Origin of the sequence: Streptomyces sp. NPDC091289 (assembly GCF_044757365.1) — a bacterium.
GTDB lineage: Bacteria > Actinomycetota > Actinomycetes > Streptomycetales > Streptomycetaceae > Streptomyces.
The window spans coordinates 251,259-276,932 of the sequence record NZ_JBIVUT010000007.1 but is presented as its reverse complement, the minus strand read 5'-3'; the positions used below and the strand labels follow the sequence as shown (position 1 = coordinate 276,932).

21 protein-coding genes are annotated in these 25,674 nt (G+C 72.5%); 14 read left to right on the top strand and 7 right to left on the bottom strand.

The features are described 5' to 3' along the window. Nucleotides 1-8: 8 nt before the first annotated feature. From ACIQPT_RS11880 to ACIQPT_RS11860, 5 genes are all read right to left on the bottom strand, one after another. Nucleotides 9-3,164, bottom strand: a complete 3,156-nt coding sequence (locus tag ACIQPT_RS11880; RefSeq protein WP_401155082.1) for an efflux RND transporter permease subunit — start codon at nt 3,162-3,164, stop codon at nt 9-11. A gap of 181 nt (nt 3,165-3,345) precedes the next feature. After that, nucleotides 3,346-4,077 (bottom strand): response regulator, encoded by a 732-nt coding sequence (locus ACIQPT_RS11875; RefSeq protein WP_401155080.1) that lies wholly within the window; start codon nt 4,075-4,077, stop codon nt 3,346-3,348. Further along, nucleotides 4,074-5,369, bottom strand: coding sequence for a sensor histidine kinase (locus ACIQPT_RS11870; protein ID WP_401155078.1), 1,296 nt, complete (start codon nt 5,367-5,369; stop codon nt 4,074-4,076). The genes ACIQPT_RS11875 and ACIQPT_RS11870 overlap by 4 nt, the downstream gene beginning before the upstream one ends. A 78-nt stretch (nt 5,370-5,447) precedes the next feature. Next, nucleotides 5,448-5,726, bottom strand: a complete 279-nt coding sequence (locus tag ACIQPT_RS11865; protein WP_401155077.1) for a hypothetical protein — start codon at nt 5,724-5,726, stop codon at nt 5,448-5,450. 10 nt (nt 5,727-5,736) lie between these two features. Then, nucleotides 5,737-6,522, bottom strand: a complete 786-nt coding sequence (locus ACIQPT_RS11860; protein WP_401155075.1) for a PspA/IM30 family protein — start codon at nt 6,520-6,522, stop codon at nt 5,737-5,739. A 319-nt stretch (nt 6,523-6,841) separates the two neighbouring features. On the opposite strand from ACIQPT_RS11860, the gene ACIQPT_RS11855 reads away from it, so the two are divergent. From ACIQPT_RS11855 to ACIQPT_RS11845, 3 genes are all read left to right on the top strand, one after another. Then, entirely contained in the window at nt 6,842-7,441 is a 600-nt protein-coding gene (locus ACIQPT_RS11855; RefSeq protein WP_401155074.1) for a DUF3043 domain-containing protein, read from the top strand. 98 nt (nt 7,442-7,539) lie between these two features. Next, on the top strand, nt 7,540-8,232 hold the full coding sequence (locus tag ACIQPT_RS11850; protein WP_401155170.1) for a methyltransferase domain-containing protein: 693 nt from the start codon (nt 7,540-7,542) through the stop codon (nt 8,230-8,232). Nucleotides 8,233-8,316: 84 nt separating this feature from the next. After that, nucleotides 8,317-9,408: a S1C family serine protease gene (locus tag ACIQPT_RS11845; protein WP_401155072.1), complete on the top strand. Its 1,092-nt coding sequence runs from the start codon at nt 8,317-8,319 to the stop codon at nt 9,406-9,408. 190 nt (nt 9,409-9,598) lie between these two features. On the opposite strand, the gene ACIQPT_RS11840 is transcribed toward ACIQPT_RS11845, so the two are convergent. Beyond that, nucleotides 9,599-9,808, bottom strand: coding sequence for a hypothetical protein (locus ACIQPT_RS11840; protein WP_030080718.1), 210 nt, complete (start codon nt 9,806-9,808; stop codon nt 9,599-9,601). A 78-nt stretch (nt 9,809-9,886) separates the two neighbouring features. Between ACIQPT_RS11840 and ACIQPT_RS11835 the strand changes: the two genes are divergently transcribed. From ACIQPT_RS11835 to ACIQPT_RS11825, 3 genes are all read left to right on the top strand, one after another. Continuing rightward, nucleotides 9,887-11,089: a bifunctional adenosylcobinamide kinase/adenosylcobinamide-phosphate guanylyltransferase gene (locus ACIQPT_RS11835; protein ID WP_401155070.1), complete on the top strand. Its 1,203-nt coding sequence runs from the start codon at nt 9,887-9,889 to the stop codon at nt 11,087-11,089. 164 nt (nt 11,090-11,253) lie between these two features. After that, on the top strand, nt 11,254-12,372 hold the full coding sequence (gene cobT / locus ACIQPT_RS11830; protein WP_401155068.1) for a nicotinate-nucleotide--dimethylbenzimidazole phosphoribosyltransferase: 1,119 nt from the start codon (nt 11,254-11,256) through the stop codon (nt 12,370-12,372). Nucleotides 12,373-12,545: 173 nt separating this feature from the next. Then, nucleotides 12,546-13,313 (top strand): hypothetical protein, encoded by a 768-nt coding sequence (locus tag ACIQPT_RS11825; protein WP_401155066.1) that lies wholly within the window; start codon nt 12,546-12,548, stop codon nt 13,311-13,313. Here the strand turns inward: ACIQPT_RS11825 and ACIQPT_RS11820 are convergent. Then, nucleotides 13,211-13,975, bottom strand: coding sequence for a hypothetical protein (locus ACIQPT_RS11820; RefSeq protein ID WP_401155064.1), 765 nt, complete (start codon nt 13,973-13,975; stop codon nt 13,211-13,213). The genes ACIQPT_RS11825 and ACIQPT_RS11820 overlap by 103 nt on opposite strands. Before the next feature lie 97 nt (nt 13,976-14,072). Between ACIQPT_RS11820 and ACIQPT_RS11815 the strand changes: the two genes are divergently transcribed. The 8 genes from ACIQPT_RS11815 (at nt 14,073) to ACIQPT_RS11780 (ending at nt 25,670) form a co-directional block, all read left to right on the top strand. Further along, entirely contained in the window at nt 14,073-14,855 is a 783-nt protein-coding gene (locus ACIQPT_RS11815; protein WP_401155062.1) for an adenosylcobinamide-GDP ribazoletransferase, read from the top strand. 238 nt (nt 14,856-15,093) lie between these two features. After that, nucleotides 15,094-16,641, top strand: a complete 1,548-nt coding sequence (locus ACIQPT_RS11810) for a leucyl aminopeptidase (RefSeq protein WP_401155060.1) — start codon at nt 15,094-15,096, stop codon at nt 16,639-16,641. A gap of 371 nt (nt 16,642-17,012) precedes the next feature. Then, a complete protein-coding gene (gene lpdA, locus ACIQPT_RS11805) occupies nt 17,013-18,401 on the top strand; it encodes a dihydrolipoyl dehydrogenase (protein WP_401155058.1) in 1,389 nt (462 codons plus the stop codon). Nucleotides 18,402-18,463: 62 nt separating this feature from the next. After that, nucleotides 18,464-20,239, top strand: a complete 1,776-nt coding sequence (sucB, locus tag ACIQPT_RS11800) for a 2-oxoglutarate dehydrogenase, E2 component, dihydrolipoamide succinyltransferase (protein ID WP_401155056.1) — start codon at nt 18,464-18,466, stop codon at nt 20,237-20,239. Nucleotides 20,240-20,386: 147 nt separating this feature from the next. Then, nucleotides 20,387-21,010: a GntR family transcriptional regulator gene (locus ACIQPT_RS11795; RefSeq protein WP_401155055.1), complete on the top strand. Its 624-nt coding sequence runs from the start codon at nt 20,387-20,389 to the stop codon at nt 21,008-21,010. Between the two features lie 292 nt (nt 21,011-21,302). After that, a complete protein-coding gene (gene aceE / locus ACIQPT_RS11790) occupies nt 21,303-23,975 on the top strand; it encodes a pyruvate dehydrogenase (acetyl-transferring), homodimeric type (RefSeq protein WP_401155053.1) in 2,673 nt (890 codons plus the stop codon). A gap of 121 nt (nt 23,976-24,096) precedes the next feature. Continuing rightward, on the top strand, nt 24,097-25,086 hold the full coding sequence (locus tag ACIQPT_RS11785; RefSeq protein ID WP_401155051.1) for a helix-turn-helix transcriptional regulator: 990 nt from the start codon (nt 24,097-24,099) through the stop codon (nt 25,084-25,086). 62 nt (nt 25,087-25,148) lie between these two features. Next, a complete protein-coding gene (locus ACIQPT_RS11780) occupies nt 25,149-25,670 on the top strand; it encodes a DUF4240 domain-containing protein (protein ID WP_401155168.1) in 522 nt (173 codons plus the stop codon). Nucleotides 25,671-25,674 lie beyond the last annotated feature (4 nt).

Below are 25,674 nucleotides of genomic sequence, written 5' to 3'. Positions count from 1 at the left end.
CTATCGGGTCAGGCCTGCGCGGGCTCGGCCTCGCGGGCCTCCTCCGGCTCCGGCTGGTCCGGAACACCGGCCTTGGCCGCGCGCTTGGCGGCCTTCTTCTTGGCGCGGCGTTCCTTGCGGAGCTCGACCATCGCGTACAGCGTCGGCACGAGCAGCAGGGTCAGCAGCGTGGAACTGATCAGGCCGCCGATGACGACGATGCCCAGCGGCTGCGAGATGAAGCCGCCCTCGCCGGTGACGCCGAGCGCCATCGGGAGCAGGGCGAAGATGGTCGCGAGCGCCGTCATCAGGATCGGGCGGAAGCGGTGGCGACCGCCCTCGATGACGGCTTCCATGATGCCGAGGCCCTGGGCCCGGTACTGGTTGATCAGGTCGATCAGCACGATCGCGTTGGTGACCACGATGCCGATGAGCATCAGCATGCCGATCATCGCGGGAATGCCCAGCGGGGTGCCCGTGATGAGCAGGAGGGCCAGGGCGCCGGTCGCCGCGAACGGGACGGAGACCAGCAGGATCAGCGGCTGGACGAGCGACCGGAACGTGGCCACCAGCAGCATGAAGACGATCGCGATGGCCGCCAGCATGGCGAGGCCGAGCTGGGCGAAGGCCTCGTTCTGGTCCTCGGTGACGCCGCCGATGGTGGCGGTGGCGCCCTCGGGGAGGTCCAGGGCGTCGATCTTCTTGGCGAGATCGGTGCTGACGGCGCCGGTGTTGTCGCTGACGGGCTTGGCGGTGATCGTCGCCGAGCGCTGTCCGTCGATCCGGGTCATGGAGACCGGGCCGGGGACCACCTTCACGTCGGCGATGTCGCCGAGCTTGACCGGGCCGAGCGGCAGGGCCTTCAGCTCGGCCATGGTGGCGGCCGGGCTGGCGGACCGGATGACGATGTCGCGCTCGGTGTCGTCCAGCGTCGCGGTGCCGGCGGGCGTGCCGCGTACGGCTCCGGCGACGATCCCGCCGAGGGCGGCGGAGTCGAATCCGGCGGCGGCCGCCTTGTCGTTGGCCGTGACGGAGATGCGCGGGACGCTCTGCGCCAGGTCGCTCTGGACGTCGGTGACGTCCTTGATGGTGGCGACCTCGGTGCGGACCGCCTCGGCGGCCTTCTTCAGGACGTCCCCGTCGGCGGCCTTGACCACGACGCTGAGGTCCTGGGAGCCGAAGCCGTCGCCCGCGGCGATGGTGGTGTCGCCGATGCCGTCGAGCTTGCCGAGGGCCTCGTCGATACGGTCCTGGGCGTCCTCGTAGTCCGCGGCGTCCTTCAGGGTGACCTGGTAGGAGGCCTGGTTGGCGCCCGTGCCGCCGCCGAAGGCGGCCATGAAGCCGGAGGAGCCGACGGTGACCTGGTAGTCCTTGACGCCCTTGTCCTCCTGGAGGACCTTCTCGACCTTGCGGGCCGCCTCGTCGGCGGCTTCCAGGCTGGTGCCGGGGGTGAGTTCCTGCTTGACGCTCAGGACCTCCTGCTCACCGGCGTCGAAGAAGTTCGTCTTCAGCAGCGGGACCATCCCGAAGGTGCCGAAGAGCACGGCGACGGCGATGACGAGGCTGGTGATCCGGCGGCCGGTCGCGAAGCGCAGGACCGGGACGTAGATCCGCTGGAGCCGGCTGGCCGCTTCCTTCTCCTCGGCGATGCGGCGGGCTTCCGCCGCGTCCTCGGGGGTGCCCTTGGGCGCGCGCAGGAACCAGTACGACAGCACCGGGACGACGGTGAGCGAGACCAGCAGGGAGGCCAGCAGGGCCGCGGTGATGGTCAGCGAGAACGAGCCGAAGAGCTGGCCGACCATGCCGCCGACCAGACCGATGGGCAGGAAGACCGCGACGGTGGTGAGGGTGGCGGAGGTGACCGCTCCGGCGACCTCCTTGACCGCGGTGATGATCGCCGCGTGGCGCTCCTCCCCGTAGCCGAGGTGACGCTTGATGTTCTCCAGGACCACGATCGAGTCGTCGACGACCCGGCCGATGGCGATGGTGAGCGCGCCGAGCGTGAGCATGTTGAGCGACAGGTCGCGGGTCCACAGCACGATCAGCGCGAGGACGATCGAGAGCGGGATGGAGACCGCGGTGACCAGCGTCGAACGGATCGAGGCGAGGAAGACCAGGATCACGATGACCGCGAAGAGCAGGCCGAGCGCGCCCTCCGTGGTGAGGCCCGAGATCGACTTGGAGACGGCGGGGCCCTGGTCGGAGACGACCGTCAGCTCGGCGCCGCTGCCCAGGTCCTTGCGGAGGTCGGGAAGCTTGTCCTGGACGGCGTCCGAGATGGCGACGGCGCTGCCGTCCTTGTCCATCGTCGCCATCACGGCGAGGCTCGGCTTGCCGTTGGTGCGGGTGATGGAGACCGCCGTGGACGGCTCCTGCTTCACCTCGGCGACATCGCCGACGCGCACCGGCTTGCCCGGACCGTCCGGTCCGCCCGCCGGGTCCTTGGCGACGACCTGGAGGTCCTCGATCTGCCGCAGCGAGGTGAACGCGCCGCCGACCTGGATGGTGCGGCTCTTGCCGGACTCGGAGAAGGAACCGGCCGGCACCGTGGCGCCGCCCGCCTGGAGTGCCTGGGAGAGCGTGCCCGCGTTCAGGCCGGCCGCGGCGAGCTTCTTGTCGTCGGGGACGACGGAGACCTGGAGGTCCCGCACACCGTCCACCATGACCTGGCCGACGCCGTCGATGTCCTGGAGGGCCGGGACGACCGTGCGGTCGAGCTGGTCGGCGAGGACCTGCTGGTCCTTGTCGGAGGTGACGGCGAGGACCACGGTCGGGATGTCGTCCGTGGAACCGGCGATGACCTGCGGGTCGACACCGTCGGGCAGCTGGGCGCGGGCCCGGTTGACCGCCTGCTGGATGTCCGCGACGAGCTGCTTGGTGCCCTCGTCGCCGAAGTCGAAGGTCGCCATGATGAGGGCGTTGCCCTCACTGGCGGTGGAGGTGATGCCCTCGACGCCGTCGACGGCCTTGAGGGAGTTCTCCAGGGGCTCGACGACCTGCTTCTCGACCACATCGGGAGACGCACCCTGGTAGGGCGCCAGCACCGAGACCATCGGCAGTTCGATGGTCGGCAGCAGCTGCTGCTTGAGCTGCGGGATCGCTATCGCGCCGAAGACCAGCGCGACAATCGAGATCAGCCCGATCAGGGCCCTTTGCGCGAGGCTGAATCTGGACAGCCAGGACATGGGTGGGTCTCTCTTCTGTGGCGTACGCGGCAGAGGGGCGGGGAGGGAAAACAGGGGGACACCTCCAGCCCAGATCTACGATCTCCGCTGCGCGTCGCCGAAACGTCGCCCCCCGGGCTGCTTTCTTATGCCGCGCATACCGCAGGTGGAGTACACCGAAGTACGCCGTACCGCTGCCCGGTCAGTCCGCCCGGGGGCGCACCAGGCCCGATTCGTAGGCGATGACCACCAATTGCGCCCGGTCCCGGGCCCCCAGCTTCGCCATCGCCCGGTTCACATGGGTCTTGACGGTGAGCGGGCTGACCGCGAGCCGCTCGGCGATCCGGTCGTTGGAGTGGCCGCCCGCGACCTGCACCAGCACCTCGCGTTCGCGGCCGGTGAGCGCCGCCAGCCGCTCCGCGTACTCGGCGCTTTCCGGCCCCTCCCCCGCGCTGCCGCCCTGGGCCAGGAACGTGGCGATGAGCCCCTTGGTGGCCGCCGGGGAGAGCAGCGCCTCGCCGGCCGCGGCGATCCGGATGGCGTTGAGGAGTTCGTCCGGCTCCGCGCCCTTGCCGAGGAAGCCGGAGGCTCCGGCGCGCAGCGACTGGACCACGTACTCGTCGACCTCGAAGGTGGTGAGCATGACCACCCGCACCGCGGACAGCTCCGGGTCGGCGCTGATCATGCGGGTCGCGGCGAGCCCGTCGGTGCCCGGCATCCGGATGTCCATGAGCACCACGTCGGGGCCCGTGGCGCGGGCCAGCTCGACCGCCCGGGCCCCGTCGGCGGCCTCGCCGACCACTTCCATGTCCGGCTCGGAGTCCACCAGCACCCGGAACGCGCTGCGCAGCAGCGCCTGGTCGTCGGCGAGCAGCACCCTGATCGGCGCGTCCGGCGTCGGCGGTGGCGCAGATTCCGGTGTCGGCTGGGTCATCGGCAGAACCCCGTCCCGCCCGCTGTGCCCGGCCGCTCCGGTTCACCCGTGCGGGCCTCGACCGGAAGGATCGCATGGACCCGGAAGCCGCCGCCGTACCGAGGTCCCGCGGTGAGGGCGCCGCCGAGGGCGGTGACGCGTTCGCGCATGCCGAGCAGGCCGTGGCCGCCGCTGTCCAGGCCGTCGCCCGCGGTGCCGCCCGGTCCGGCGCCGGGCCGCCGGGAGGCGCTCCCCCGGCCGTTGTCGAGCACGGTGACCTCGGCGGTGGCCCCCACCCGTACGACGCTCACCTCGGCCTTGGCCCCGGCGCCCGCGTGCTTGCGGACATTGGTCAGGGCCTCCTGGATGACCCGGTAGGCGGCCAGGTCCACGGCGGCGGGCAGCTGCTTCCCGCCCTCGGCGCAGGCCACCTCGACGGGGAGCCCGGCGTTGCGGAAGGTGGTGACCAGCTCGCCGAGGACGGCGAGCCCGGGGGCCGGTTCGGTGGGCGCCTCGGGGTCGCCCTGCTGGCGCAGGAGGCCGACGGTGACCCGGAGTTCGTTGAGTGCGGAGCGGCTGGCGTCGCGGACGTGGGCGAGCGCTTCCTTGGCCTGGTCCGGGCGCTTGTCCATGACGTGGGCGGCGACCCCGGCCTGGACGTTGACGAGGGCGATGTGGTGGGCGACGACGTCGTGGAGGTCCCGGGCGATCCGCAGCCGCTCCTCGGCGACCCGGCGGCGGGCCTCCTCCTCACGGGTGCGCTCGGCCCGCTCGGCGCGCTCCCGGATGGCGTCGACGAACGCGCGCCTGCTGCGTACGGCGTCCCCGGCGGCCCCGGCCATCCCGGTCCAGGCGAACACGCCGAGGTTCTCCTGGCTGTACCAGGGCGTCGAGCCGAAGAGCATGGCGGCCGCCGTGAGCCCGCCCATGGTGAGCAGCCCGACCCGCCAGGTGGTGGGGCGGTCGGTGCGCGAGGCGACGGTGTAGAGGGCGATGACCGCGCTCATGACGACCGGGGCGGGCGGGTCCATCAGGATGTACTCGGCGGCCGAGAGCATGCCGGTGGCGGCGAGCACCGCCATCGGCCGCCGTCGCCGCTGGACCAGAGCGAGGGCGGTCAGCACCATCAGGAGCACGCTCAGCGGCTCGGGAGTGCGGGTGCCGAACGTCGGCCCGTGTCCGGTGCCCGGGTCGGCGAAGGAGCCGCAGATCATCGCGGTGAGGGCGCCGAAGGCCAGCGTCGCGTCGAACGCGAGGGGATGGTCCCGGAGCCAGCGGCGGGCCCGCGCGAAGCCGGACGAGAGGGTGGTCACGTCCAGCAACGGTACGCGGCCGCTCCACCGGCCCGGCGGGCCCCGGCCGCTCCACGGGCCCGCCGGGGGCCCGTGGAGTCAGCTGGGGATGAGACCGTCGTCGCCGAGCATGGCGCGGACGTCCTCGAGGGTGGCGTCGGGCGCCGGCAGGATCAGCTCGGACGGCTCCAGGGAGTCGTCCGGCAGCGGAGTGCCGAGCTCGCGCACCTTGTCCAGGAGCGCGTGGAGCGTGGTGCGGAAGCCGGGGCCGTCGCCGCTCTCCATCTCCTTCAGCAGGACGTCGTCGAGCTCGTTCAGTTCGACGAAGTGACTGTCGGCCAGCTTGACCTGGCCCTCCCCCATGATCCGTACGATCATGACGCTGCCCTCACTGCTTGTCGAACTTGTGCGGGGACGACTGCTGCGACTGCTGCGCACCGTCCTGGGCGCCGCCCTCGATGGCCTGCTGCGAGGACGAGGAGCCGCCGGCCAGCTCGGCCTTCATGCGCTGCAGCTCCAGCTCCACATCGCTGCCGCCGGAGATCCGGTCCAGCTCGGCGGCGATGTCGTCCTTCGCCGTGCCGGTCGGGTCGTCCAGGGCGCCGGAGGCGAGCAGCTCGTCGATGGCGCCGGCCCGCGCCTGGAGCTGCTGCGTCTTGTCCTCGGCCCGCTGGATCGCGAGGCCCACGTCGCCCATCTCCTCGGAGATGCCGGAGAAGGCCTCGCCGATCCGGGTCTGGGCCTGCGCCGCCGTGTAGGTGGCCTTGATGGTCTCCTTCTTCGTGCGGAAGGCGTCGACCTTGGCCTGCAGACGCTGGGCCGCGAGGGTGAGCTTCTCCTCCTCGCCCTGCAGCGTGGTGTGCTGCGTCTCCAGGTCGGTGACCTGCTGCTGGAGGGCGGCACGCCGGGACAGCGCTTCGCGCGCCAGGTCCTCACGGCCCAGCGCCAGCGCCTTGCGGCCCTGGTCCTCCAGCTTGGACGACTGGCCCTGCAGCTGGTTCAGCTGCAGCTCCAGGCGCTTGCGGGACGTCGCGACGTCCGCGACGCCGCGACGCACCTTCTGAAGCAGCTCCAGCTGCTTCTGGTACGAGTAATCCAGGGTCTCGCGCGGATCCTCGGCCCGGTCAAGGGCCTTGTTTGCCTTCGCGCGGAAAAGCATCCCCATACGCTTCATGACACCGCTCATGGGCTTCGCGCGCCCCCTTCTGACGGACTGAGCTCCAGCACTCCCGATAGAACCCACAGTACGGGCCCTGCCTCTATTACCGCACTGTCCGAGTCCCGATGTGCTCCTCCCCAAGGACGACTGCGTCCCGTGAAGGCTCCCGCCCAGGGTGTAGGCGGAGCCCCGGGACGGCTCGTCGACGTACACCGGAACAGGCGGTTAACGCCCGTATCGGCCCGCTGTGGCACTACCGGGGACGCCGTCCGTTGCCGGATCGTTCCCGCCCGGGTCTCCGGGTCCACGCGCCGACCCCGTACCCTTGGGTTTTGTGTTCCGTAGCCGTTCCAAGACAGAGAAGGCCCCCACCGGCAAGGTGACGGCGGACCTCTCCCAGCAGCCCCGCGACCCGCAGGCACCCAAGGGTCGCCCCACCCCCAAGCGAAGCGAGGCCCAGACGCAGCGCCGACGCGCCGCGTCCAGCGCGCCGACCGACCGCAAGGCGGCCATGAAGCGCCAGCGCGAAGCGCGCCGCGCCGACCTGGCCAGGCAGCGTGAGGCGCTCGCGTCGGGCGACGAGCGCTATCTCCCGGTCCGCGACAAGGGCCCGGTCCGGCGCTTCGTCCGCGATTACGTGGACTCGCGCTTCTGCATCGCCGAGTGGTTCCTGCCGCTCGCCGTGATCATCCTGATCCTCAGCGTGATCCAGGTGCAGAACATCCAGAGCATCTCGCTGCTGCTCTGGCTCGGCGTGATCATCCTGATCGTGATCGACTCGATCGGTCTGTCGATGCGCCTGAAGAAGCAGCTGCGCGAGCGCTTCCCGGACACGCCGAAGCGCGGAGCCGTGGCGTACGGCCTGATGCGCACGCTCCAGATGCGCCGACTGCGGCTTCCGAAGCCGCAGGTCAAGCGCGGAGAGCGGCCCTGAGCACGGAGACCTCCGGCGTCACCGGGGTCTCCCCGGCCTGGCCGGCAGGTCCCGTCGGCGTACGCGACAGGGTCCGCCAGGAGCTCGTCGCGCGGCAGCTGGACGAGCAGATAGCCGCGCGGTTCCCGGTGGGCCGGCGGCTGCGCGTCCTGGACGTCGGCATGGGCCGGGGCACCCAGGCGCTGCGCCTCGCGCGGGCCGGTCACTCGGTGACCGGCCTGGAATCGGACGCCGAGCTGCTGGCGGCGGCCCGGGCGTGCCTGGCGACCGAGCCGGAGGGCATCCGGGAGCGCGTCCGGCTCACCGAGGGCGACGGCCGGGACACCGGTGTGCACTTCCTGCCCGGCAGTTTCGACCTGGTGCTGTGCCACGGCGTCCTGATGTACGTCGAGGAGCCGGACCCGATGCTGGCCGGGCTCGCCCGGATGCTGGCCCCCGGCGGCCTGCTCTCCCTGCTCGTACGGAACGCGGACGCGCTCGCGATGCGCCCGGGGCTCGCCGGTGACTTCGGCGCGGCCCTGACCGCCTTCGACACCCCCACGTACACCGACCGTCGCGGCCTCACGGTGCGCGCGGACCGGCTCGACGCCCTGCGGGCCACGCTCGCGGGCATCGCCGCGCCGCTGCACGCCTGGTACGGGGTGCGGGTCTTCACGGACAACGTGGGCCACGACGAGGAGCTGCCGGCCGAGGAGCTGGAGCGGGTCCTCACCCTGGAGGACCGGGCCGGGCGGACCGACCCGTACCGGGGTGTGGCGGCGCTGCTGCATCTGTGCGGAGTGCGCGGCTAGGGCCTGTCGTCGGGCGTTACGGCGTCGGGCCCGTTCGGCCCAACAGCACGGGCACCCGAACGGGCCGGGCACCAGACTCCGGATATGGACGCATCCCCCTCCCGCAGCCGGGCGCGCAGGCTGCTGCTTCCCCTGTCCGCGGCCGTCTGCGCCCTCGCCCTGGCGGGCGGCTGTTCCGGTACGGATCCGGCGGCCCCGGCCCCCGAGGCCCCCGCGTCGGGCACGGCGCAGGGCGCGGTGAAGAAGCGCGCCCCCGACGATCTCCAGGACGCCTACCAGGGCGTCATCAACGACGTGCTGCCGTCGGTGGTGCAGATCGACGCCTCGGACAGCCTCGGTTCCGGGGTCGTCTACGACGACAAGGGACACATCGTCACCAATGCCCATGTGGTCGGCGACGAGAAGAAGTTCAAGGTCAGCGTCGCCACCGGGGAGGCGGTGCTGAACGCCTCGCTGGTCTCCTCCTACCCGGAGCAGGACCTGGCCGTGATCAAGCTCGACGAGGTGCCGGACGGGCTGAAGCCCGCGAAGTTCGGCGACGCGGAGAAGGTCGAGGTGGGGCAGATCGTGCTGGCGATGGGCTCGCCGCTCGGCCTGTCCAGCAGCGTCACCCAGGGCATCGTCTCGGCGCTCGGCCGGACCGTGAGCGAGAGCCGGGCGGGCGGCGGCACCGGCGCGACCATCGCCAACATGGTGCAGACGTCCGCGGCGATCAACCCGGGCAACAGCGGCGGGGCGCTGGTCGATCTGGACAGCCAGGTCATCGGCATTCCGACCCTCGCGGCGACCGACCCGCAGATGGGCGACAGCGCGGCGCCGGGCATCGGCTTCGCGATCCCCGTCTCGATGGTGAAGACGGTCGCCGACCAGATCATCAAGGACGGCAAGGTCACCGACTCGGGCCGGGCCGCGCTGAACATCACCGGCCGCACGGTCGTCGACGACAGCTACCGCCCCGCCGGGGTGGCGCTGGTCAGCGTGGAGCGGGGCGGGGCCGCGGACGAGGCGGGGCTGCGGGCCGGGGACATCATCACGAAGATCGGTGACACCGGGGTCACCACGATCACCTCGCTCTCCGAGGCGCTGGCGGGCGACAAGCCGGGCCAGAAGGTGACGGTGACGTACACGCGGGACGGCGACAGCCGGACGGCGGAGGTCACGCTCGGGGAGATCTGAGCGCTCCGGGTACGGCAGCGGGGTGGGGGGCCCCCGGGGGGGCCGGGGGGGCCCCCCCCCGGCCCCGACCCCCGGCAGGCGCGCGGGGGGGGGGGGGGGGGGGGGGGGTTCGCGGGGGGGGGGGGGGGGGGGGGGGGGGGGCCCGGCGGGGGGGGCCGGGCCCCCCCCACCCCGCTGCCGTACCCGGACGTCAGGCGCTGTCGGCCTGCAGACTCATCGGGCCGTAGATCTTGGTGGTGTCCTCGAAGAGCGTCACCTGTGCGGCGCCGCCCTCCAGGAGCTCTTTCCAGTACTCACCGATCCAGGACTCCGCGTCGCCCTGGGTGGTGAACTCCTCCGGCTGCAGCGCCGGCTCCGTCTCCGTACCGTCGGACTTCTCGAACCGCCACGTCCACGCCATGTCAGCCTCCTGGGTCACGTTGCTGCCCGAAGCGTAGCCGGACGCGCACCTCGCGGGGGGACGCGGGAGGATCAAGGTGTGGAACTGACTCTGCTCGGCACCGGAGCCCCCGAAGGGCTGCCGCGCCCCTCCTGCCCCTGCGCGGCCTGCGCATCGGCCCGTGGCCCGTGGGCGCGGGCCGCGACGGCCCTGCTGGTCGACGACGCGCTGCTGCTGGACCTCACCCCCGGAGCGATGTTCGCGGCCGCCCGTGCGGGGCGTTCGCTGGGCGCGGTCCGCCAGGTGCTGCTGACCCACCCGCACGACGGCCCCGCCGTCGAACTGCCCGCCCTGCTGCCGCCGGCCGGGCGGGTGCCGGACGGCCAGGTGTTGACGCTGATCAGCGGGCACCGGGTGCGGGCGGTGGCGATGGACGCCCCCGGGACCGGGTACGAGGTGACCGCCCCGGAGGGCGAGCGGCTGCTCTACCTCCCGCCGGGGGCCGCGCCCTCGGGTCTCGACGGGCGGGCGGAACCGCCGTACGACATGGTCGTCCTCGATGTGATCGCCCGGCCCGACGCGGTGGCCCGGCTGCGGGCGGCCGGCGCGGTCGGCCCGACGACCGAGGTGATCGCGGTCCACCTGGACCACGACGCCCCGCCGGGCGCGGCCCTGGAGCGGCGGCTCGCGGCGGCCGGGGCCCGGGCGGTGCCGGACGGGACGACGCTGGTGGTGGGCGAGTACCACGCGGTGCCGGACGTGCCGCGCCGGGTGCTGGTGACGGGCGGTGCGCGGTCGGGGAAGTCGCTGGAGGCGGAGCAGCGCCTGGAGACGTTCCCGGAGGTGGTGTACGTGGCGACCGGCGGCCGCCGCGACGGCGACCCGGAGTGGGCGGCCCGGGTCGGACTGCACCGGGAGCGCAGGCCGGGCGCCTGGCGGACCGAGGAGACCTGCGAGCTCACGGAGCTGCTGGCGGCGGACGGGCCGCCGCTGCTGATCGACTGTCTGTCGCTGTGGCTGACCGACGCGATGGACCGGGTGGGGGCCTGGGAGGACGAGCGGTGGCACGACGGGGGTGAGGCGGCGTTGCGGGAGCGGGTCGCGGAGCTGGTCGCGGCGGTGCGCGGGACCCGACGGCCGGTGGTGCTGGTGACCAACGAGGTGGGGTCGGGGGTCGTTCCCGCGACATCGGCGGGGCGGCGGTTCCGGGACGAGCTGGGGCGGCTGAACGCGGCGGTGGCGGCCGAGTGCGAGCAGGTGCTGCTGGTGGTGGCGGGTCAGGTGCTGGTACTGCGGGGGTGAGCCGGGCCGTGCCCCTTGTGGCCGGGCTCCTGCCCCTTGGCGGCCGGGCTCCTGCCCCGCGTGGCCGGGCTCCTGCCGTGGGCCGACCGGTACTGTTCCGGGCAGGGGCCCGCCGCCGGGTTCCCGCACCGGACCCGACGTGACGACCCGCGAGGCAGACCTCCGTGAACCTGGACGACTTCTCCGACCTGATCCAACGCCCCGACGGGGGTGTACGGCGCGATGCCGAGGAGCGGCGCGAGCGGCTGACCGTCCCCCCGGGGGCGCTCGGGCGGCTCGACGAGCTGGGCGAGTGGCTCAGCGCCGCGCAGCAGTCCGTGCCGGTCAGGGCCGTCGAGCAGCCGCGTCTGGTGCTCTTCGCCGGCGACCACGGGGTGGCGGAGCTGGGCGTCTCCGGCCGGTCGGCGGGAGGCGCGTACGAGCTGGTGCGGGCCGCCCTCGACGGGGCGAGCCCGGTCGCGGTGCTGGCGCGGCGCTTCTCGGTGCCGATGCGGATCGTGGACGTCTCCCTGGACTGCGATCCGGAGCTGCTGCCCGAGTCCGTGGTGCGGCACCGGGTGCGGCGCGGTTCGGGGCGGATCGACGTCGAGGACGCGATCAGCGCGGAGGAGGCCGAACAGGCGGTCCGCCTGGGCATGGCCATCGCCGACGAGGAGGCGGACTCCGGCACCGATCTGGTGGTGCTCGGCGACCTCAGCGTGGGCGGGACGACGGCCGCCGCCACCCTCGTCGCGGCGCTCTGCGGAACGGACGCCTCCGTGGTGACCGGGCGCGGTGGCGCGGGCATCGACGACCTGGCGTGGATGCGCAAGTGCGCGGCGATCAGGGACGCGCTGCGCCGGGCCCGGCCGGTACTGGGCGACCAGTTGGAGCTGCTGGCCACGTCGGGCGGGGCGGACCTGGCGGCGATGACGGGTTTCCTGCTGCAGAGCGCGGTGCGCCGGATGCCGGTGATCCTGGACGGGGTCGTCTCGGCGGCCTGTGCGCTGGTGGCGCAGCGGGCGGCGTTCCGGGCTCCGGACTGGTGGCTGGCCGGCCAGGTCAGCGGGGAGCCCGCGCAGTCGAAGGCGCTGGACCGGATGGCGCTGACCCCGCTGCTGGACCACGGCGTGACGGTGGGCGAGGGCAGCGGCGCGCTGCTGGCCCTGCCCCTGGTGCAGGCCGCGGCGGCGCTGGCCGCCGAACTCCCGGAGCGTGAGCCGGAGAAGGCCGCGGACGAGGAGCCGGAGGCCCCGGTGGCGTCGGAAGCGGAGTCGGACGCCGCGGCTCTCGACGGAGTCTGAGACCCCGGGCCCCGCCCCGCGCGGACGAGATCGGCATCACTCCGGTGCCGCTCAACTTCGCGCTGCCCCGGTCCGTCTTCGGGAGCGACCGCGGCCCGACGCGCATCCGCGCCGTGCCGCATACCGACCGAGCGACCGGGGGCCCGTTCCATGCTGCTGTTCGAGAAGAGCGGATGAGCCGTCCCGCGGCCCCGCGCCGGGCGGCGGTACGGGAGTGGGGCCCGCTGTGCACGACCGTACGGCGGGGACTCGCCGGACGCGGGGCGCGGGCGCTCACGCTGACGCTGACCGCGGTGGCCCTGACCGCGACCATTCAGGTGGTGCAGAACCAGGCGTGGGGCTACCGGCCGGTGCAGAACCTCGGAGCCGTACGGGCCGAGGACCCGCTCTGGCTCGCCCTCCTGCGGACCCCGCTGTCACTGTTCGTGCCCGCGCTCGACCTGCCGGTGTGGGGCGCGCTGGCCCAGATCCTGCTGGTCTTCGGCATCGCGGAGGTGTGCCTGGGGCGGTGGCGCACGCTCGCGATGGCGTATGCCGCGACGCTGGCGGGGACGCTGTACGCCCGGATCGGCATCGCGCTCGGTCCCGGGACGTTCCTCGGGCTGCCCGCATCCGACGCGCAGGTGGTGGACACCGGCCCCTCGGCGGCGGTCGTGGGGATCGCGGTGTACGTCTGTCACCAGCAACGCGCCTGGTTCACCGGGGCCCTGGTCATCCTCGCGATGGTGGTGGAGGTCCTCGTCAAGGACAACCTGGCGGGCCGTGAGCATCTGGCCGCCATCGCCGTCGTCCTGGTGGTGTGCGGCGTACGGGAGTGGCGCGGGCGGCGGCGCGGCGCTCAGGACCTGGGCGCGGGCGGCAGCGGGGTCCGGTCCGGGGCGCCGCCGATGAGGTCCTGGAACTTCCGGCGCGGCCCGACCCAGCGCACATCGTGGTGGTAGGCCCGCAGCAGCGCCCGGGAGCGGGCCCGGTGGCGGTGGCGGTAGAAGCGCCTGGCCCAGGGCGAGGTGGGGCGGGCCAGCCGGATCGCGCCGATGAGCGCGACGAACGGAACGAGGGTGCCGAGCACCGCCATCCGCGCCTTGCCCTTGAACAGGGCGATCAGGACGAAGCAGAAGTTGACGACGTACGTCGTGATGACGCCGAACCGGCCCTGTTCCTCCTGGTCGCTGACGTCGTCGACGCCGAGCGGGGAGAAGCCCGCCAGGACCAGCAGCACCAGGGAGACGGTCAGCACGACCACCTCCACGCTCTGGCGACCCTCCTCGGTCCAGTACACGTCGTCCAGATGCAGGATCAGGGCGAACTCGTCCAGCACCAGGCCGGCCCCCACCCCGAAGATCACCGCGCAGACCCCGGCGGCCACACCGTGCCGCCCGCTGGCCACCGCACCGAACCCGCCGATCACGGACAGCACGACCCCGGGCACCACGTGGTGGATGTGCACGCCGCCCGGGGTGATGTTGCGGAACGGGCCCTTCCCCGCGCGGATCATGCGGGTGATGGTGCGGGTGATCGCGAAGGTCAGGACGAAGGCGGCCAGTGCGAGGAGCAGGGGCACCTTGCCCGGCTCCGCGATGTTGTCGTGCCACCAGTGACCCATGCCACCCACTCCCGATACATCCGGACATCCCGTTTCACCATGATTTGCCGCGTTTCGGCCAATCTAACGGCGGGCGTCGGCGGCTAGCCTGCGCGCGGTGACCTCCCTGAACAGCCACGGCGTACGTTTCGCCTTCGGCACCCTGACCGTGCTGCCCGTCCGCGTGACCCGATGGGACCGCGCGACCGCCCGCTCCGGGATGCTCTGCGCCCCGCTCGCCGGGCTCGTCGTGGGGCTGCTCGCCGCCGCCCTCGGCGCACTGTCGCTGCTGGCCGGCTCGGGGCCGCTGCTCGCCGCGGTGGCCTCCGTCGCGGTGCCCGCCGCGCTCACCCGGGGGCTGCATCTGGACGGCCTGGCGGACACGGCGGACGGACTCGGCAGCGCGAAGCCGGCCGAGGACGCGCTGCGGATCATGAAGCAGTCCGACATTGGGCCGTTCGGTGTCATCACGCTGCTCCTGGTCCTGCTGGCCCAGGTCGCGGTCCTCTTCGAGCTGTACGGGGAGGGCTGGGCGCACGGGGCGCTCGGGGCCGTCGTCGCGGGCGTCGCCGCTCGGCTCGCGCTGACCCTGGCGTCCCGTCAGGGCGTCCCGGCGGCCCGGCCGGAGGGGCTCGGGGCGACGGTGGCGTCCACGGTGCCGGCCGGGCGGGCGCTGCTCGCGGCGGTGGTGACGGTGGCGCTGTGCGCGGCGGCGGGCGCGCTGCTGGGCTCGTACGCGGCGCTGCACCACGCGCTCGCGGTGCTCGGCGCGCTCGCCGCCGCCGAACTGCTGCTGCGGCACTGCGTACGGCGGTTCGGCGGGGTCACCGGGGACGTCTTCGGGGGCGTCGAGGAGACCGCGGCGACGGCGGCCCTGGTGGTGCTGGCGCTCGGGACCTGACGGCGCCGCAGGACCGGGGCGACCGCCGTACCGACCGCCGTACCGACCACCGCATCAGCCGTCGCATCAGCCGGAACCGACCGCCTTAGCGGTCCGGAACGGCCCGCCGCCGTCACGGAGCAGGAACCGCGCGCGTAGGCTCATTCCCGGCACATCGTCGGGGCGTCTACGATGCGCCGGGCACGGTCGGCCCACCCCTCGACCGAACAGAACTCAACGGAAGCGAGATTTCACCACCGTGACTGCTCTCACTCTCAGCACTGCCGGTGCGGCGACGCTGCGCGCCGACGCACTCGTCGTCGGCGTCGCCAAGGGCGTCAAGGGACCGGTCCTGGCGCCCGGCTCCGAGGCCGTGGACAAGGCGTTCGACGGAAAGCTCGCCGCCGTCCTCGCGACCCTGGGCGCCACCGGTGCCGAGGGCGAACTGACCAAGCTGCCCGCCGCGTCCGGCCTCAAGGCCCCGGTCGTCGTCGCGGTCGGTCTCGGTCCGGTCCCGGACAAGGAGGACGCGTACGACGCCGAGGCGCTGCGCCGCGCGGCGGGCACCGCGGCCCGTGCGCTGACCGGCTCCAAGAAGGCCGGCTTCGCGCTGCCCGCCGCCTCCGTCGAGGACGCCGCCGCCGTCGCCGAGGGCGCGCTTCTCGGGTCGTACGCCTTCACCGCCTACCAGGGCGGCGAGAACAAGCTGGCCCCCAAGGACGCGAAGTCCAAGGACAGTGGCCCGAAGCAGCCGCTGGCCGAGGTGGCCCTGCTCGGCGCCAAGCCGCGCGACAAGGCCTACAAGGCGGCCATCGAGCGCGCCCTGGCCCTGGTCGAGGAGATCAACCGGGCCCGCGACCTGATCAACACCCCGCCGAACGACCTGTACCCCGAGTCCTTCGCCGCCGTGGCCACCGCCGCGGGCAAGGAGCACGGCGTCAAGGTCCAGGTCCTCGACGAGAAGGCCCTCGTCAAGGGCGGCTTCGGCGGCATCCTCGGTGTCGGCCAGGGCGCCGTGCGCGGCCCGCGCCTGGTGAAGCTCGCCTACACGCACCCCAAGGCGGAGAAGACCCTGGCCCTGGTGGGCAAGGGCATCACCTACGACTCGGGCGGCATCTCGCTCAAGCCGGCCGGCCACAACGAGACGATGAAGTGCGACATGGCCGGCGCCGCCGCCGTGTTCGCCGCCGTCGTCACGGCCGCCCGTCTGGGCCTGAAGGTCAACGTCACCGGCTGGCTGGCGCTGGCCGAGAACATGCCCTCCGGCAACGCCACCCGCCCCGGTGACGTGCTGCGCATGTACAGCGGCAAGACCGTCGAGGTCCTCAACACCGACGCCGAGGGCCGGCTCGTCCTGGCCGACGCGCTGACCCGCGCCTCGGAGGAGAAGCCGGACGCGATCGTCGACGTGGCGACCCTGACCGGCGCGATGGTGCTGGCGCTCGGCAACCGCACCTTCGGTGTGATGGCCAACGACGACGCCTTCCGCACGTCGATCCACGAGATCGCCGAGGAGGTCGGCGAGCCCTCGTGGCCGATGCCGCTCCCCGCCGACCTGCGCAAGGGCATGGACTCCCCCACCGCCGACATCGCCAACATGGGCGAGCGGATGGGCGGCGGCCTGGTGGCCGGCCTGTTCCTGAAGGAGTTCGTGGGCGAGGGCATCGCCTGGGCGCACCTGGACATCGCGGGCCCCGCCTTCCACGAGGGCGCGCCGTACGGCTACACGCCCAAGGGCGGCACCGGCTCCGCGGTCCGCACCCTGGTGCGGCTCGCCGAGCGCACCGCCGACGGCGACCTCGGCTGAGCCGGAGCCGCCGATGTCACGTACGGCCCCGGGCATAGGTCCGGGGCCGTACGTGTTCTCGGAGCGGAAGCGGCAAGGATGAGCGACGGAGGGCCGATGAGCGGCGGCGGGCGAACGGGTTTCGCTCTCGACGAACACCGGCCGGATCCGTAGGTATCTACGCAGCAGTAACCCACCGGGACGGACGATCATCCGTCCCGGACCCGGGCCCCGCGTCCCGCCCACCGTCGACAAGTGCGAAGATGGGTTCTCGGCAGGACAGGGCCCCCACCACAGGGCCGAAGACAAAAGCGGCCGCACACCAGCCGACCGGCCGGTCACACCCCAGCGACGGGGCCCGGCGTACGGCGCACATGCATGGAGGACGTGACGTGGCGAACGACGCCAGCACCGTTTTCGACCTAGTGATCCTCGGCGGTGGCAGTGGCGGTTACGCCGCGGCCCTGCGCGGAGCGCAGCTGGGCCTGGACGTCGCCCTGATCGAGAAGGGCAAGGTCGGCGGCACCTGCCTGCACAACGGCTGCATTCCCACGAAGGCACTGCTGCACGCGGGCGAGATCGCGGACCAGGCCCGCGAGTCGGCCCAGTTCGGCGTGAAGGCGACCTTCGAGGGCATCGACATGGAGGCCGTCAACAAGTACAAGGACGAGGTGATCTCGGGCCTGTACAAGGGTCTCCAGGGACTCATCGCCTCGCGCAAGGTCCACTACATCGAGGGTGAGGGCAAGCTCTCCTCCCCCACCTCCGTCGACGTGAACGGCCAGCGTGTCCAGGGCCGCCACGTGCTGCTGGCGACCGGCTCCGTGCCGAAGTCGCTGCCCGGCCTGGAGATCGACGGCAACCGGATCATCTCCTCGGACCACGCGCTGAAGCTGGACCGCGTGCCGAAGTCCGCGATCGTGCTGGGCGGCGGCGTCATCGGCGTCGAGTTCGCCTCGGCGTGGAAGTCGTTCGGCACCGAGGTCACCATCGTCGAGGGCCTCAAGCACCTCGTCCCGGTCGAGGACGAGAACAGCTCCAAGCTTCTTGAGCGCGCGTTCCGCAAGCGCGGCATCAAGTTCAACCTCGGCACCTTCTTCGACAAGGCCGAGTACACCCAGGACGGCGTCCGCGTGACGCTCGCCGACGGCAAGACCTTCGAGGCGGAGGTGCTGCTGGTCGCGATCGGCCGCGGCCCGGTCTCGCAGGGCCTCGGTTACGAGGAGCAGGGCGTCGCGATGGACCGCGGCTATGTCCTGGTCGACGAGTACATGCAGACCAACGTCCCGACGATCTCGGCCGTGGGCGACCTCGTCCCGACCCTCCAGCTCGCCCACGTCGGCTTCGCCGAGGGCATCCTGGTGGCGGAGCGGCTGGCCGGTCTGAAGACCGTCCCGATCGACTACGACGGCGTGCCCAAGGTGACGTACTGCCACCCCGAGGTCGCCTCCGTGGGTATCACCGAGGCCAAGGCCAAGGAGATCTACGGCGCGGACAAGGTCGTCGCCCTCAAGTACAACCTCGCGGGCAACGGCAAGAGCAAGATCCTGAAGACCGCGGGCGAGATCAAGCTCGTCCAGGTCAAGGACGGTGCCGTGGTCGGCGTCCACATGGTCGGCGACCGTATGGGCGAGCAGGTCGGCGAAGCCCAGCTGATCTACAACTGGGAGGCGCTGCCCTCCGAGGTCGCCCAGCTCATCCACGCACACCCGACGCAGAACGAGGCGATGGGCGAGGCTCACCTGGCACTGGCCGGCAAGCCTCTCCACGCCCACGACTGATCCCCCGGTCCCGGGCGCGACGACCGACCACTTCCGCATTTTCGTAAGGAGCAACTGAAACCATGTCGGTTTCCGTAACCCTTCCGGCGCTCGGCGAGAGCGTCACCGAGGGCACTGTCACCCGTTGGCTGAAGGCCGAGGGCGAGCGCGTCGAGGCCGACGAGCCGTTGCTCGAGGTCTCGACCGACAAGGTCGACACCGAGATCCCCGCCCCCGCGTCCGGTGTGCTGGCTTCCATCAAGGTCGCCGAGGACGAGACCGTCGAGGTCGGCGCCGAGCTGGCCGTCATCGACGACGGCTCCGGCGCTCCGGCCGAGGCAGCGGCCCCCGCCGCCGAGGCACCCGCCGCCCCGGCCGAGGCTCCGGCCCCGGCCGCCGAGGCCCCCGCCGCTCCGGCTCCCGAGGCTCCGGCTCCGGCCGCCGCCCCGGCCGGTGGCGCGTCCGGCACCGACGTCACCCTCCCGGCGCTCGGCGAGAGCGTCACCGAGGGCACCGTCACCCGCTGGCTCAAGGAGGTCGGCGAGGAGGTGGCCGAGGACGAGCCGCTGCTCGAGGTCTCCACGGACAAGGTCGACACCGAGATCCCCGCCCCGGTCGCCGGTGTGCTGCTGGAGATCGTGGTCGGCGAGGACGAGACCGCCGAGGTCGGCGCCAAGCTCGCCGTCATCGGCGCCCCGGGCGCGGCTCCGGCCGCCGCTCCGGCGCAGCCCGCCGCCCCGGCCCAGGAGGCCCCGAAGCAGGAGGCCCCCGCGGCTCCCGCCCCGGCCCCCGCCGCTCCGGCACCGGCCGCTCCGGCTCCGGCTCCGGTCCAGGCCCCGGCGGCTCCGGCCGCCCCGGCCCCGGCTCCGGCGCAGCCCGCCCCCGTCGCCCCGGTGCCGGCCGCTCCGGCCGCGCCCTCCGGTGACGACGGCGCGTACGTCACGCCGCTGGTCCGCAAGCTCGCGTCCGAGAACAACGTGGACCTGAGCGCGGTCAAGGGCACCGGCGTCGGTGGCCGTATCCGCAAGCAGGACGTCGTCGCCGCCGCGGAGGCCGCCAAGGCCGCCGCAGCCGCTCCGGCCGCCCCGGCAGCTGCTCCGGCCGCCGCCAAGGCGCCGAAGCTGGAGGCGTCGCCGCTGCGCGGTCAGACGGTCAAGATGACCCGCATGCGCAAGGTCATCGGCGAGAACATGATGAAGGCGCTGCACTCGCAGGCCCAGCTGACCTCGGTCCTCGAGGTCGACATCACCAAGCTGATGAAGCTGCGCAACCAGGCGAAGGCCTCCTTCGCCGCCCGTGAGGGCGTCAAGCTGTCCCCGATGCCGTTCTTCGTGAAGGCGGCGGCCCAGGCGCTGAAGGCCCACCCGGTCATCAACGCCCGGATCAACGAGGACGAGGGCACCATCACGTACTTCGACGCGGAGAACATCGGCATCGCCGTGGACGCGGAGAAGGGCCTGATGACCCCGGTCATCAAGGGTGCGGGCGACCTGAACATCGCCGGTATCTCCAAGAAGACCGCGGAGCTCGCGGGCAAGGCGCGCGGTGGCGGCCTGACGCCGGACGACATGTCCGGTGCCACCTTCACCATCAGCAACACCGGTTCGCGCGGCGCCCTGTTCGACACGGTCATCGTGCCGCCGAACCAGGCCGCCATCCTGGGCATCGGTGCGACGGTCCGCCGTCCGGTGGTCATCGACCACCCGGACCTCGGCGAGACCATCGCGGTGCGCGACATGACGTACCTCTCGCTCTCCTACGACCACCGTCTGGTGGACGGCGCGGACGCCGCCCGCTACCTGACCACGGTCAAGGCGATCCTGGAGGCCGGTGAGTTCGAGGTCGAGCTCGGCCTCTGAACGCTCCCGCTGTAACCAGCCTCACCAGCGGCGCCCCCGTCCGGAACTGATCCGGGCGGGGGCGCCGCCGTATTGTCTAAACACCACCGGCCGCCCTCGCCGCCGTGATGATGTAGGCAGCACCGGTCTGCCCTGAAGGAGCCCTCCATGACCCCGCCCGTCGTCCACTCGCTGCGCGAACAGATCCGCGAGCACATCGTGGAGGGGATCGTCAGCGGGCGCTGGAAGCCGGGCGAGCGGATCGTGGAGCGGCGGATCGCCACCGAGCTGGAGGTCAGCCAGACGCCCGTGCGCGAAGCGCTGCGCGAGCTGGAGACGCTCCGGCTGATCGAGTCGGCCCCCAACAAGGGCGTCCGGGTCCGCAACCTCACCGCCGCCGATCTGGAGGAGAGCTACCCGGTCCGGGCCGGCCTGGAGCAGATCGCGGCGGAGCTGGCGGCCCCCCGGCTCGGCCAGGACTGCTCGGCGCTGGCCCCGCACGTGGCCGCGCTGTACGAGGCGGACCGGCTGGCCGACGGCGAGGCGCAGGTGCGGCACACGGTCGGCTTCCACCGGGAGATGGTGCGGGCCGCCGGGAACGCGGTGCTGCTGCACACCTGGGAGGGGCTGGGCATCGAGGTGTTCACGGCCCTGTCGATCCGCTGGCTGGGCACGGTGCAGAAGTCGTACGCGGAGGAGCACCAGGCGCTCATCGACGCGTTCCTCGCCGAGGACCCGGGGATCGGGGCCCTGGTGAAGGCGCATGTGCTGGGCTGCGCGCCCCGGGCCTGACACCTCCGCGGACTCCTTCTGCGGACTCCTTCCGCGGGCTCCGATCATCTGGCGCTCGGCCTGCTCTTCCGTGCAGGTCAGCGCCCTATTTGCACGCTATTTCGCGTCACTCCGTGCCCTGTTTCGAGGCACCCCATGCCACTTTTCTTCGTATCGAGAAGTTTTGCCTTCAATCCTTTGATCGATCATCGATCAGCGCCTTACAGTTCATCTCGCGGGCCCACCGGCCCCATCGCTCTGTCCTGCCAGATAGAGCCTTCTCCACCCCCCTCCTCTCCGGAAGGCGGCGATCATGACCGACCCCGTAGGAAAGCTTCCGAGCGAGCTCGACCAGCTCCCGGACCGTGACCCCGAGGAGACCGCCGAATGGGCGGCCTCCCTGGACGCCGTCACCCAGGCCGCCGGCCCGCACCGTGCCGCGTACCTGATGCGCCGCTCGCTGCAGCACGCCGAGGGCGCCGGTCTCGCGCTGCCCAAGCTGCTGGAGACCGATTACGTCAACTCCATCCCGACCGCCGCCGAGCCCGCGTTCGACGGCGATCTGGAGCTGGAGTCGAAGATCACCGCGTGGAACCGCTGGAACGCGGCCGCGATGGTCACCCGTGGCTCGCGGTTCGGGGTCGGCGGCCACATAGCCACCTTCGCCTCGGCGGCCTGGCTCTACGAGACCGGCTTCAACCACTTCTTCCGCGGCAAGGAGGGGGACGGCAGCGGCGACCAGCTCTACATCCAGGGCCACGCCTCCCCCGGCATCTACGCCCGCGCCTTCCTCGACGGCCGCCTCAGCGAGCAGCAGCTCGACCACTTCCGCCAGGAGTCCGGTGGCGAGGGCCTGCCCTCCTACCCGCACCCGCGGCGGCTGCCCTGGCTGTGGGAGTTCCCCACCGTGTCGATGGGCCTCGGCCCGCTCTCGGCCATCTACCAGGCGCGCTTCAACCGCTATCTGACGAACCGCTCCATCAAGGACACCGCCAACTCGCACGTCTGGGCCTTCCTGGGCGACGGCGAGATGGACGAGCCCGAGTCGACCGCCGCCCTGGCCCTCGCGGCCCGTGAGCAGCTCGACAACCTGACCTTCGTCATCAACTGCAACCTGCAGCGCCTCGACGGCCCGGTCCGCGCCAACTTCCGCGTGGTCCAGGAGCTGGAGGCGCAGTTCCGCGGGGCCGGCTGGAACGTCGTCAAGACGCTCTGGGGCAACGCCTGGGACGAGCTGTTCCAGCTGGACACCACGGGCGCGCTGCTGCGCCGCCTCCGCGAGGTCCCGGACGCGCAGTTCCAGACGTACGCCACCCGCGACGTCGCCTACATCCGCGAGCACTTCTTCGGTGCCGAGCCCGCGCTCGCCGAGCTGGCGAAGCTGCTCACGGACGCGAAGATCGGCGAGTGTTTCTACACCTCGCGCGGCGGCCACGAGGCCCGCAAGGTGTACGCGGCGTACAAGGCGGCCGTGGAGCACAAGGGCGCGCCGACCGTGATCCTGGCCCAGACGGTCAAGGGCTACACACTCGGCAAGGGCTTCGAGTCCAAGAACGCCAACCACCAGATGAAGAAGCTGTCGATCGACGAGTTCAAGGGCATGCGCGAGCTGCTCGGCCTCCCGATCCCCGACAGCGCCTTCGAGGACGGTCTCGTCCCCTACGGCCACCCCGGCGTCGACTCCCCCGAGGTCCGCTACCTCCAGGAGCGCCGCGCCGCCCTCGGCGGCCCCGCCCCGGCCCGCCGGATGCACGCCTCCGCTCCGCTGCCGCAGCCCGAGGAGCGCGCGTTCAAGGCCCTGTACAAGGGGTCCGGCAAGCAGGAGATGGCCACCACCATGGCGTTCGTCCGCCTGGTGAAGGACCTGATGCGGGACAAGGAGACCGGCAAACGCTGGGTCCCGATCGTCCCGGACGAGGCCCGTACCTTCGGTATGGAGTCGCTCTTCCCGTCCGCCGGCATCTACTCGCCGCTGGGCCAGACGTACGACCCGGTCGACCGCGACCAGCTGATGTACTACAAGGAAGCCAAGGACGGCCAGATCCTCAACGAGGGGATCACCGAGGCCGGGGCGATGGCCGACTTCATCGCCGCCGCCACGTCGTACGCGACGCACGGCGAGACGATGATCCCGTTCTACATCTTCTACTCGATGTTCGGCTGGCAGCGGACCGGCGACCAGATGTGGCAGCTCGCCGACCAGCTCGGCAAGGGCTTCATCGTCGGCGCCACGGCCGGCCGTACGACCCTGACGGGCGAGGGCCTCCAGCACGCGGACGGCCATTCGCACCTGATCGCGGCCACCAACCCGGCCTCGCTCAACTACGACCCCGCGTTCGCGTACGAGGTCGCGGTGATCGTCAAGGACGGTCTGCGGCGGATGTACGGCCCCGACGCCGAGGACGTCTTCTACTACCTGACGGTCTACAACGAGCCGAAGCCCCAGCCCGCGATGCCCGAGGGCGTCGAGGAGGGCATCATCAAGGGCCTGTACCGCTTCAAGGAGGGCACGCCCGCGAAGGCGGACGCGCCGCGCATCCAGCTGCTCTCCTCCGGCACGGCGATCCACTGGGCCCTGGAGGCCCAGGAGCTGCTGGCCGCCGACTGGGGTGTCACGGCCGACGTCTGGTCCGCCACCTCGTGGGGCGAGCTGCGCCGCGACGCGCTGGAGGCCGACGAGGCGCTGCTCCGCGGTGAGGTGCGGGTCCCGTACGTGACGCAGGCGCTCTCCGGCGCGCCGGGCCCGGTGCTCGCGGTCAGCGACTGGATGCGCCAGGTCCCGGACCAGATCAGCCAGTGGGTGGAGCAGGACTGGTCCTCGCTCGGCACGGACGGCTTCGGCCTCTCCGACACCCGCGCCGCGGCCCGCCGCCACTTCGGCGTCGACGCCCAGTCGATCGTGGTGGCCTCGCTGGCCCAGCTGGTCAAGCGCGGCGAGGTCCCGGCCTCGGCGGTCAAGGAGGCCCGGGAGCGCTACGGCCTCTGAGCCTCTCCCGTACCGAGCTGAAGCCCCCGGTCACCGGGGCGGGCGCGTCCGACAACGCGTCCGCCCCGGCGGCCGGGGGTTCCGGCGTTCCCGGCCGTGCCGCTGCCGCCACAATGGGCCCATGCGTGCTGCCCGGCTGATCAAGATGGTGCTGCTCCTGCAGGCCCGCCCCGCGATGACCGCCGCCGAGCTGGCGGCCGAGCTGGAGGTGTCGGAGCGTACGGTCACCCGGGACGCGCAGGCGCTCTCCGACGCGGGCGTCCCGGTCTACGCGGAGCGCGGCCGGGCCGGCGGCTACCGGCTCGTCGGCGGCTACCGCACCCGGCTGACCGGCCTCGCCCGGGACGAGGCGGAGGCGCTGTTCCTCTCCGGGCTGCCCGCCGCGCTGCGCGAGATGGGTCTGGAGGACGCGGCGTCGGCGGCCCGCCTCAAGGTGTCGGCGGCGCTGCTGCCCTCGCTGCGCGACGCCTCCTCGTCCGCCGCCCGCCGCTTCCACCTGGACGCGCCCTCCTGGTACCACGAGCCGGAGACCCCCGAACTGCTGCCCGCGATCGCCGACGCGGTCTGGGACGACCGGCTGCTGCGGGCCCGCTACCGCCGGGGCGGGGGCCGCGAGGCGGGCGACGGAGGTACGGAGGTGGCGCGGGAGCTCGCTCCGTACGGTCTCGTCCTCAAGGCCGGGGTCTGGTATCTCTGCGCGCGGGCGGGCGAGGACTTCCGGGTCTACCGGATCGACCGCTTCACCGCCGTGGAGGCCGCCGATGAGCGCTTCGAGCGGGACGAGAGCTTCGACCTGCCCGGGTTCTGGGCGGAGCGGGCCGCCGGGTTCGCCCGGTCCCTGCTGCGTACCGAGGTGACCGTACGGGTGTCCGGGCGCGGGGCGCGGATGCTCGCGTACACCGGTGACCGGGCGGCGGCCGCGGCGGCGCTCGCCGAGGCCTCCGAGCCCGGCCCGGACGGGTGGCGCACCCTCACGCTGCCGGTGGAGTCGCTGGATGTGGCGTACGGCCAGCTGCTGGCGCTGGGGCCCGAGTTGGAGGTGCTGGCGCCCGAGTCGCTGCGGCTGCGGTTCGCGGAGGCCGCCGAACGTCTGCGCGAGATGTATCGCTGAAAGGCTTCAATTCGGTGTCTGCGCGTGCGGGAGCCCCCGTCAGGCTGGATGCTGGACCCGTGATGGACGAAACGGAATTCTGGGAGATCATCGACAGCACCCGCGAGGCCGCCGAGGGCGACCCCGAGGACCACGCCGACCTGCTGGTGGAACGGCTGGTGCAGCTCGATCCCGATTCCGTGCTGGACTTCGCCCGGCACTTCGAGGCCCGCTACAACCGCGCCTACGCCTGGGACCTGTGGGGCGCGGCGGCCGTGCTGCTGGGCGGGGCGAGCGACGACGCGTTCGACTACTTCCGCTGCTGGCTGATCGGCCAGGGCCGGGAGGTCTTCGAGGGCGCGCTGCACGATCCGGACAGCCTGGCGGAGCTGCTGGAGGACTTCGACGAGGAGATCGACGGGGACGGCGAGGAGCTGGGGTACGCGGCCGACGAGGCGTACGAGCAGCTCACCGGCGTGGTCGCGCCGGACCTGGGGCTGCCGCCGCAGGCCGCCGAGCCGCTGGGCACCCCGGTGAAATTCGAGGACGAGGAGGCGCTCGCCGCCCGCTTCCCCGAGCTGTGGGACCGCTTCGGGCCCCGGTGACCTC

What these genes read in the sequence shown, in the direction of transcription:
- ACIQPT_RS11780 (WP_401155168.1), top strand. Translation starts at nt 25,149, where the DNA reads ATGGACGAAACGGAATTCTGGGAGATCATCGACAGCACCCGCGAGGCC.
- ACIQPT_RS11785 (WP_401155051.1), top strand. Translation starts at nt 24,097, where the DNA reads ATGCGTGCTGCCCGGCTGATCAAGATGGTGCTGCTCCTGCAGGCCCGC.
- ACIQPT_RS11845 (WP_401155072.1), top strand. Translation starts at nt 8,317, where the DNA reads ATGGACGCATCCCCCTCCCGCAGCCGGGCGCGCAGGCTGCTGCTTCCC.
- ACIQPT_RS11865 (WP_401155077.1), bottom strand. Translation starts at nt 5,726, where the DNA reads ATGATCGTACGGATCATGGGGGAGGGCCAGGTCAAGCTGGCCGACAGT.
- ACIQPT_RS11840 (WP_030080718.1), bottom strand. Translation starts at nt 9,808, where the DNA reads ATGGCGTGGACGTGGCGGTTCGAGAAGTCCGACGGTACGGAGACGGAG.
- sucB (WP_401155056.1), top strand. Translation starts at nt 18,464, where the DNA reads ATGTCGGTTTCCGTAACCCTTCCGGCGCTCGGCGAGAGCGTCACCGAG.
- ACIQPT_RS11880 (WP_401155082.1), bottom strand. Translation starts at nt 3,164, where the DNA reads ATGTCCTGGCTGTCCAGATTCAGCCTCGCGCAAAGGGCCCTGATCGGG.
- ACIQPT_RS11860 (WP_401155075.1), bottom strand. Translation starts at nt 6,522, where the DNA reads ATGAAGCGTATGGGGATGCTTTTCCGCGCGAAGGCAAACAAGGCCCTT.
- ACIQPT_RS11825 (WP_401155066.1), top strand. Translation starts at nt 12,546, where the DNA reads ATGAGCCGTCCCGCGGCCCCGCGCCGGGCGGCGGTACGGGAGTGGGGC.
- aceE (WP_401155053.1), top strand. Translation starts at nt 21,303, where the DNA reads ATGACCGACCCCGTAGGAAAGCTTCCGAGCGAGCTCGACCAGCTCCCG.
- ACIQPT_RS11820 (WP_401155064.1), bottom strand. Translation starts at nt 13,975, where the DNA reads ATGGGTCACTGGTGGCACGACAACATCGCGGAGCCGGGCAAGGTGCCC.
- ACIQPT_RS11795 (WP_401155055.1), top strand. Translation starts at nt 20,387, where the DNA reads ATGACCCCGCCCGTCGTCCACTCGCTGCGCGAACAGATCCGCGAGCAC.
- ACIQPT_RS11875 (WP_401155080.1), bottom strand. Translation starts at nt 4,077, where the DNA reads ATGACCCAGCCGACACCGGAATCTGCGCCACCGCCGACGCCGGACGCG.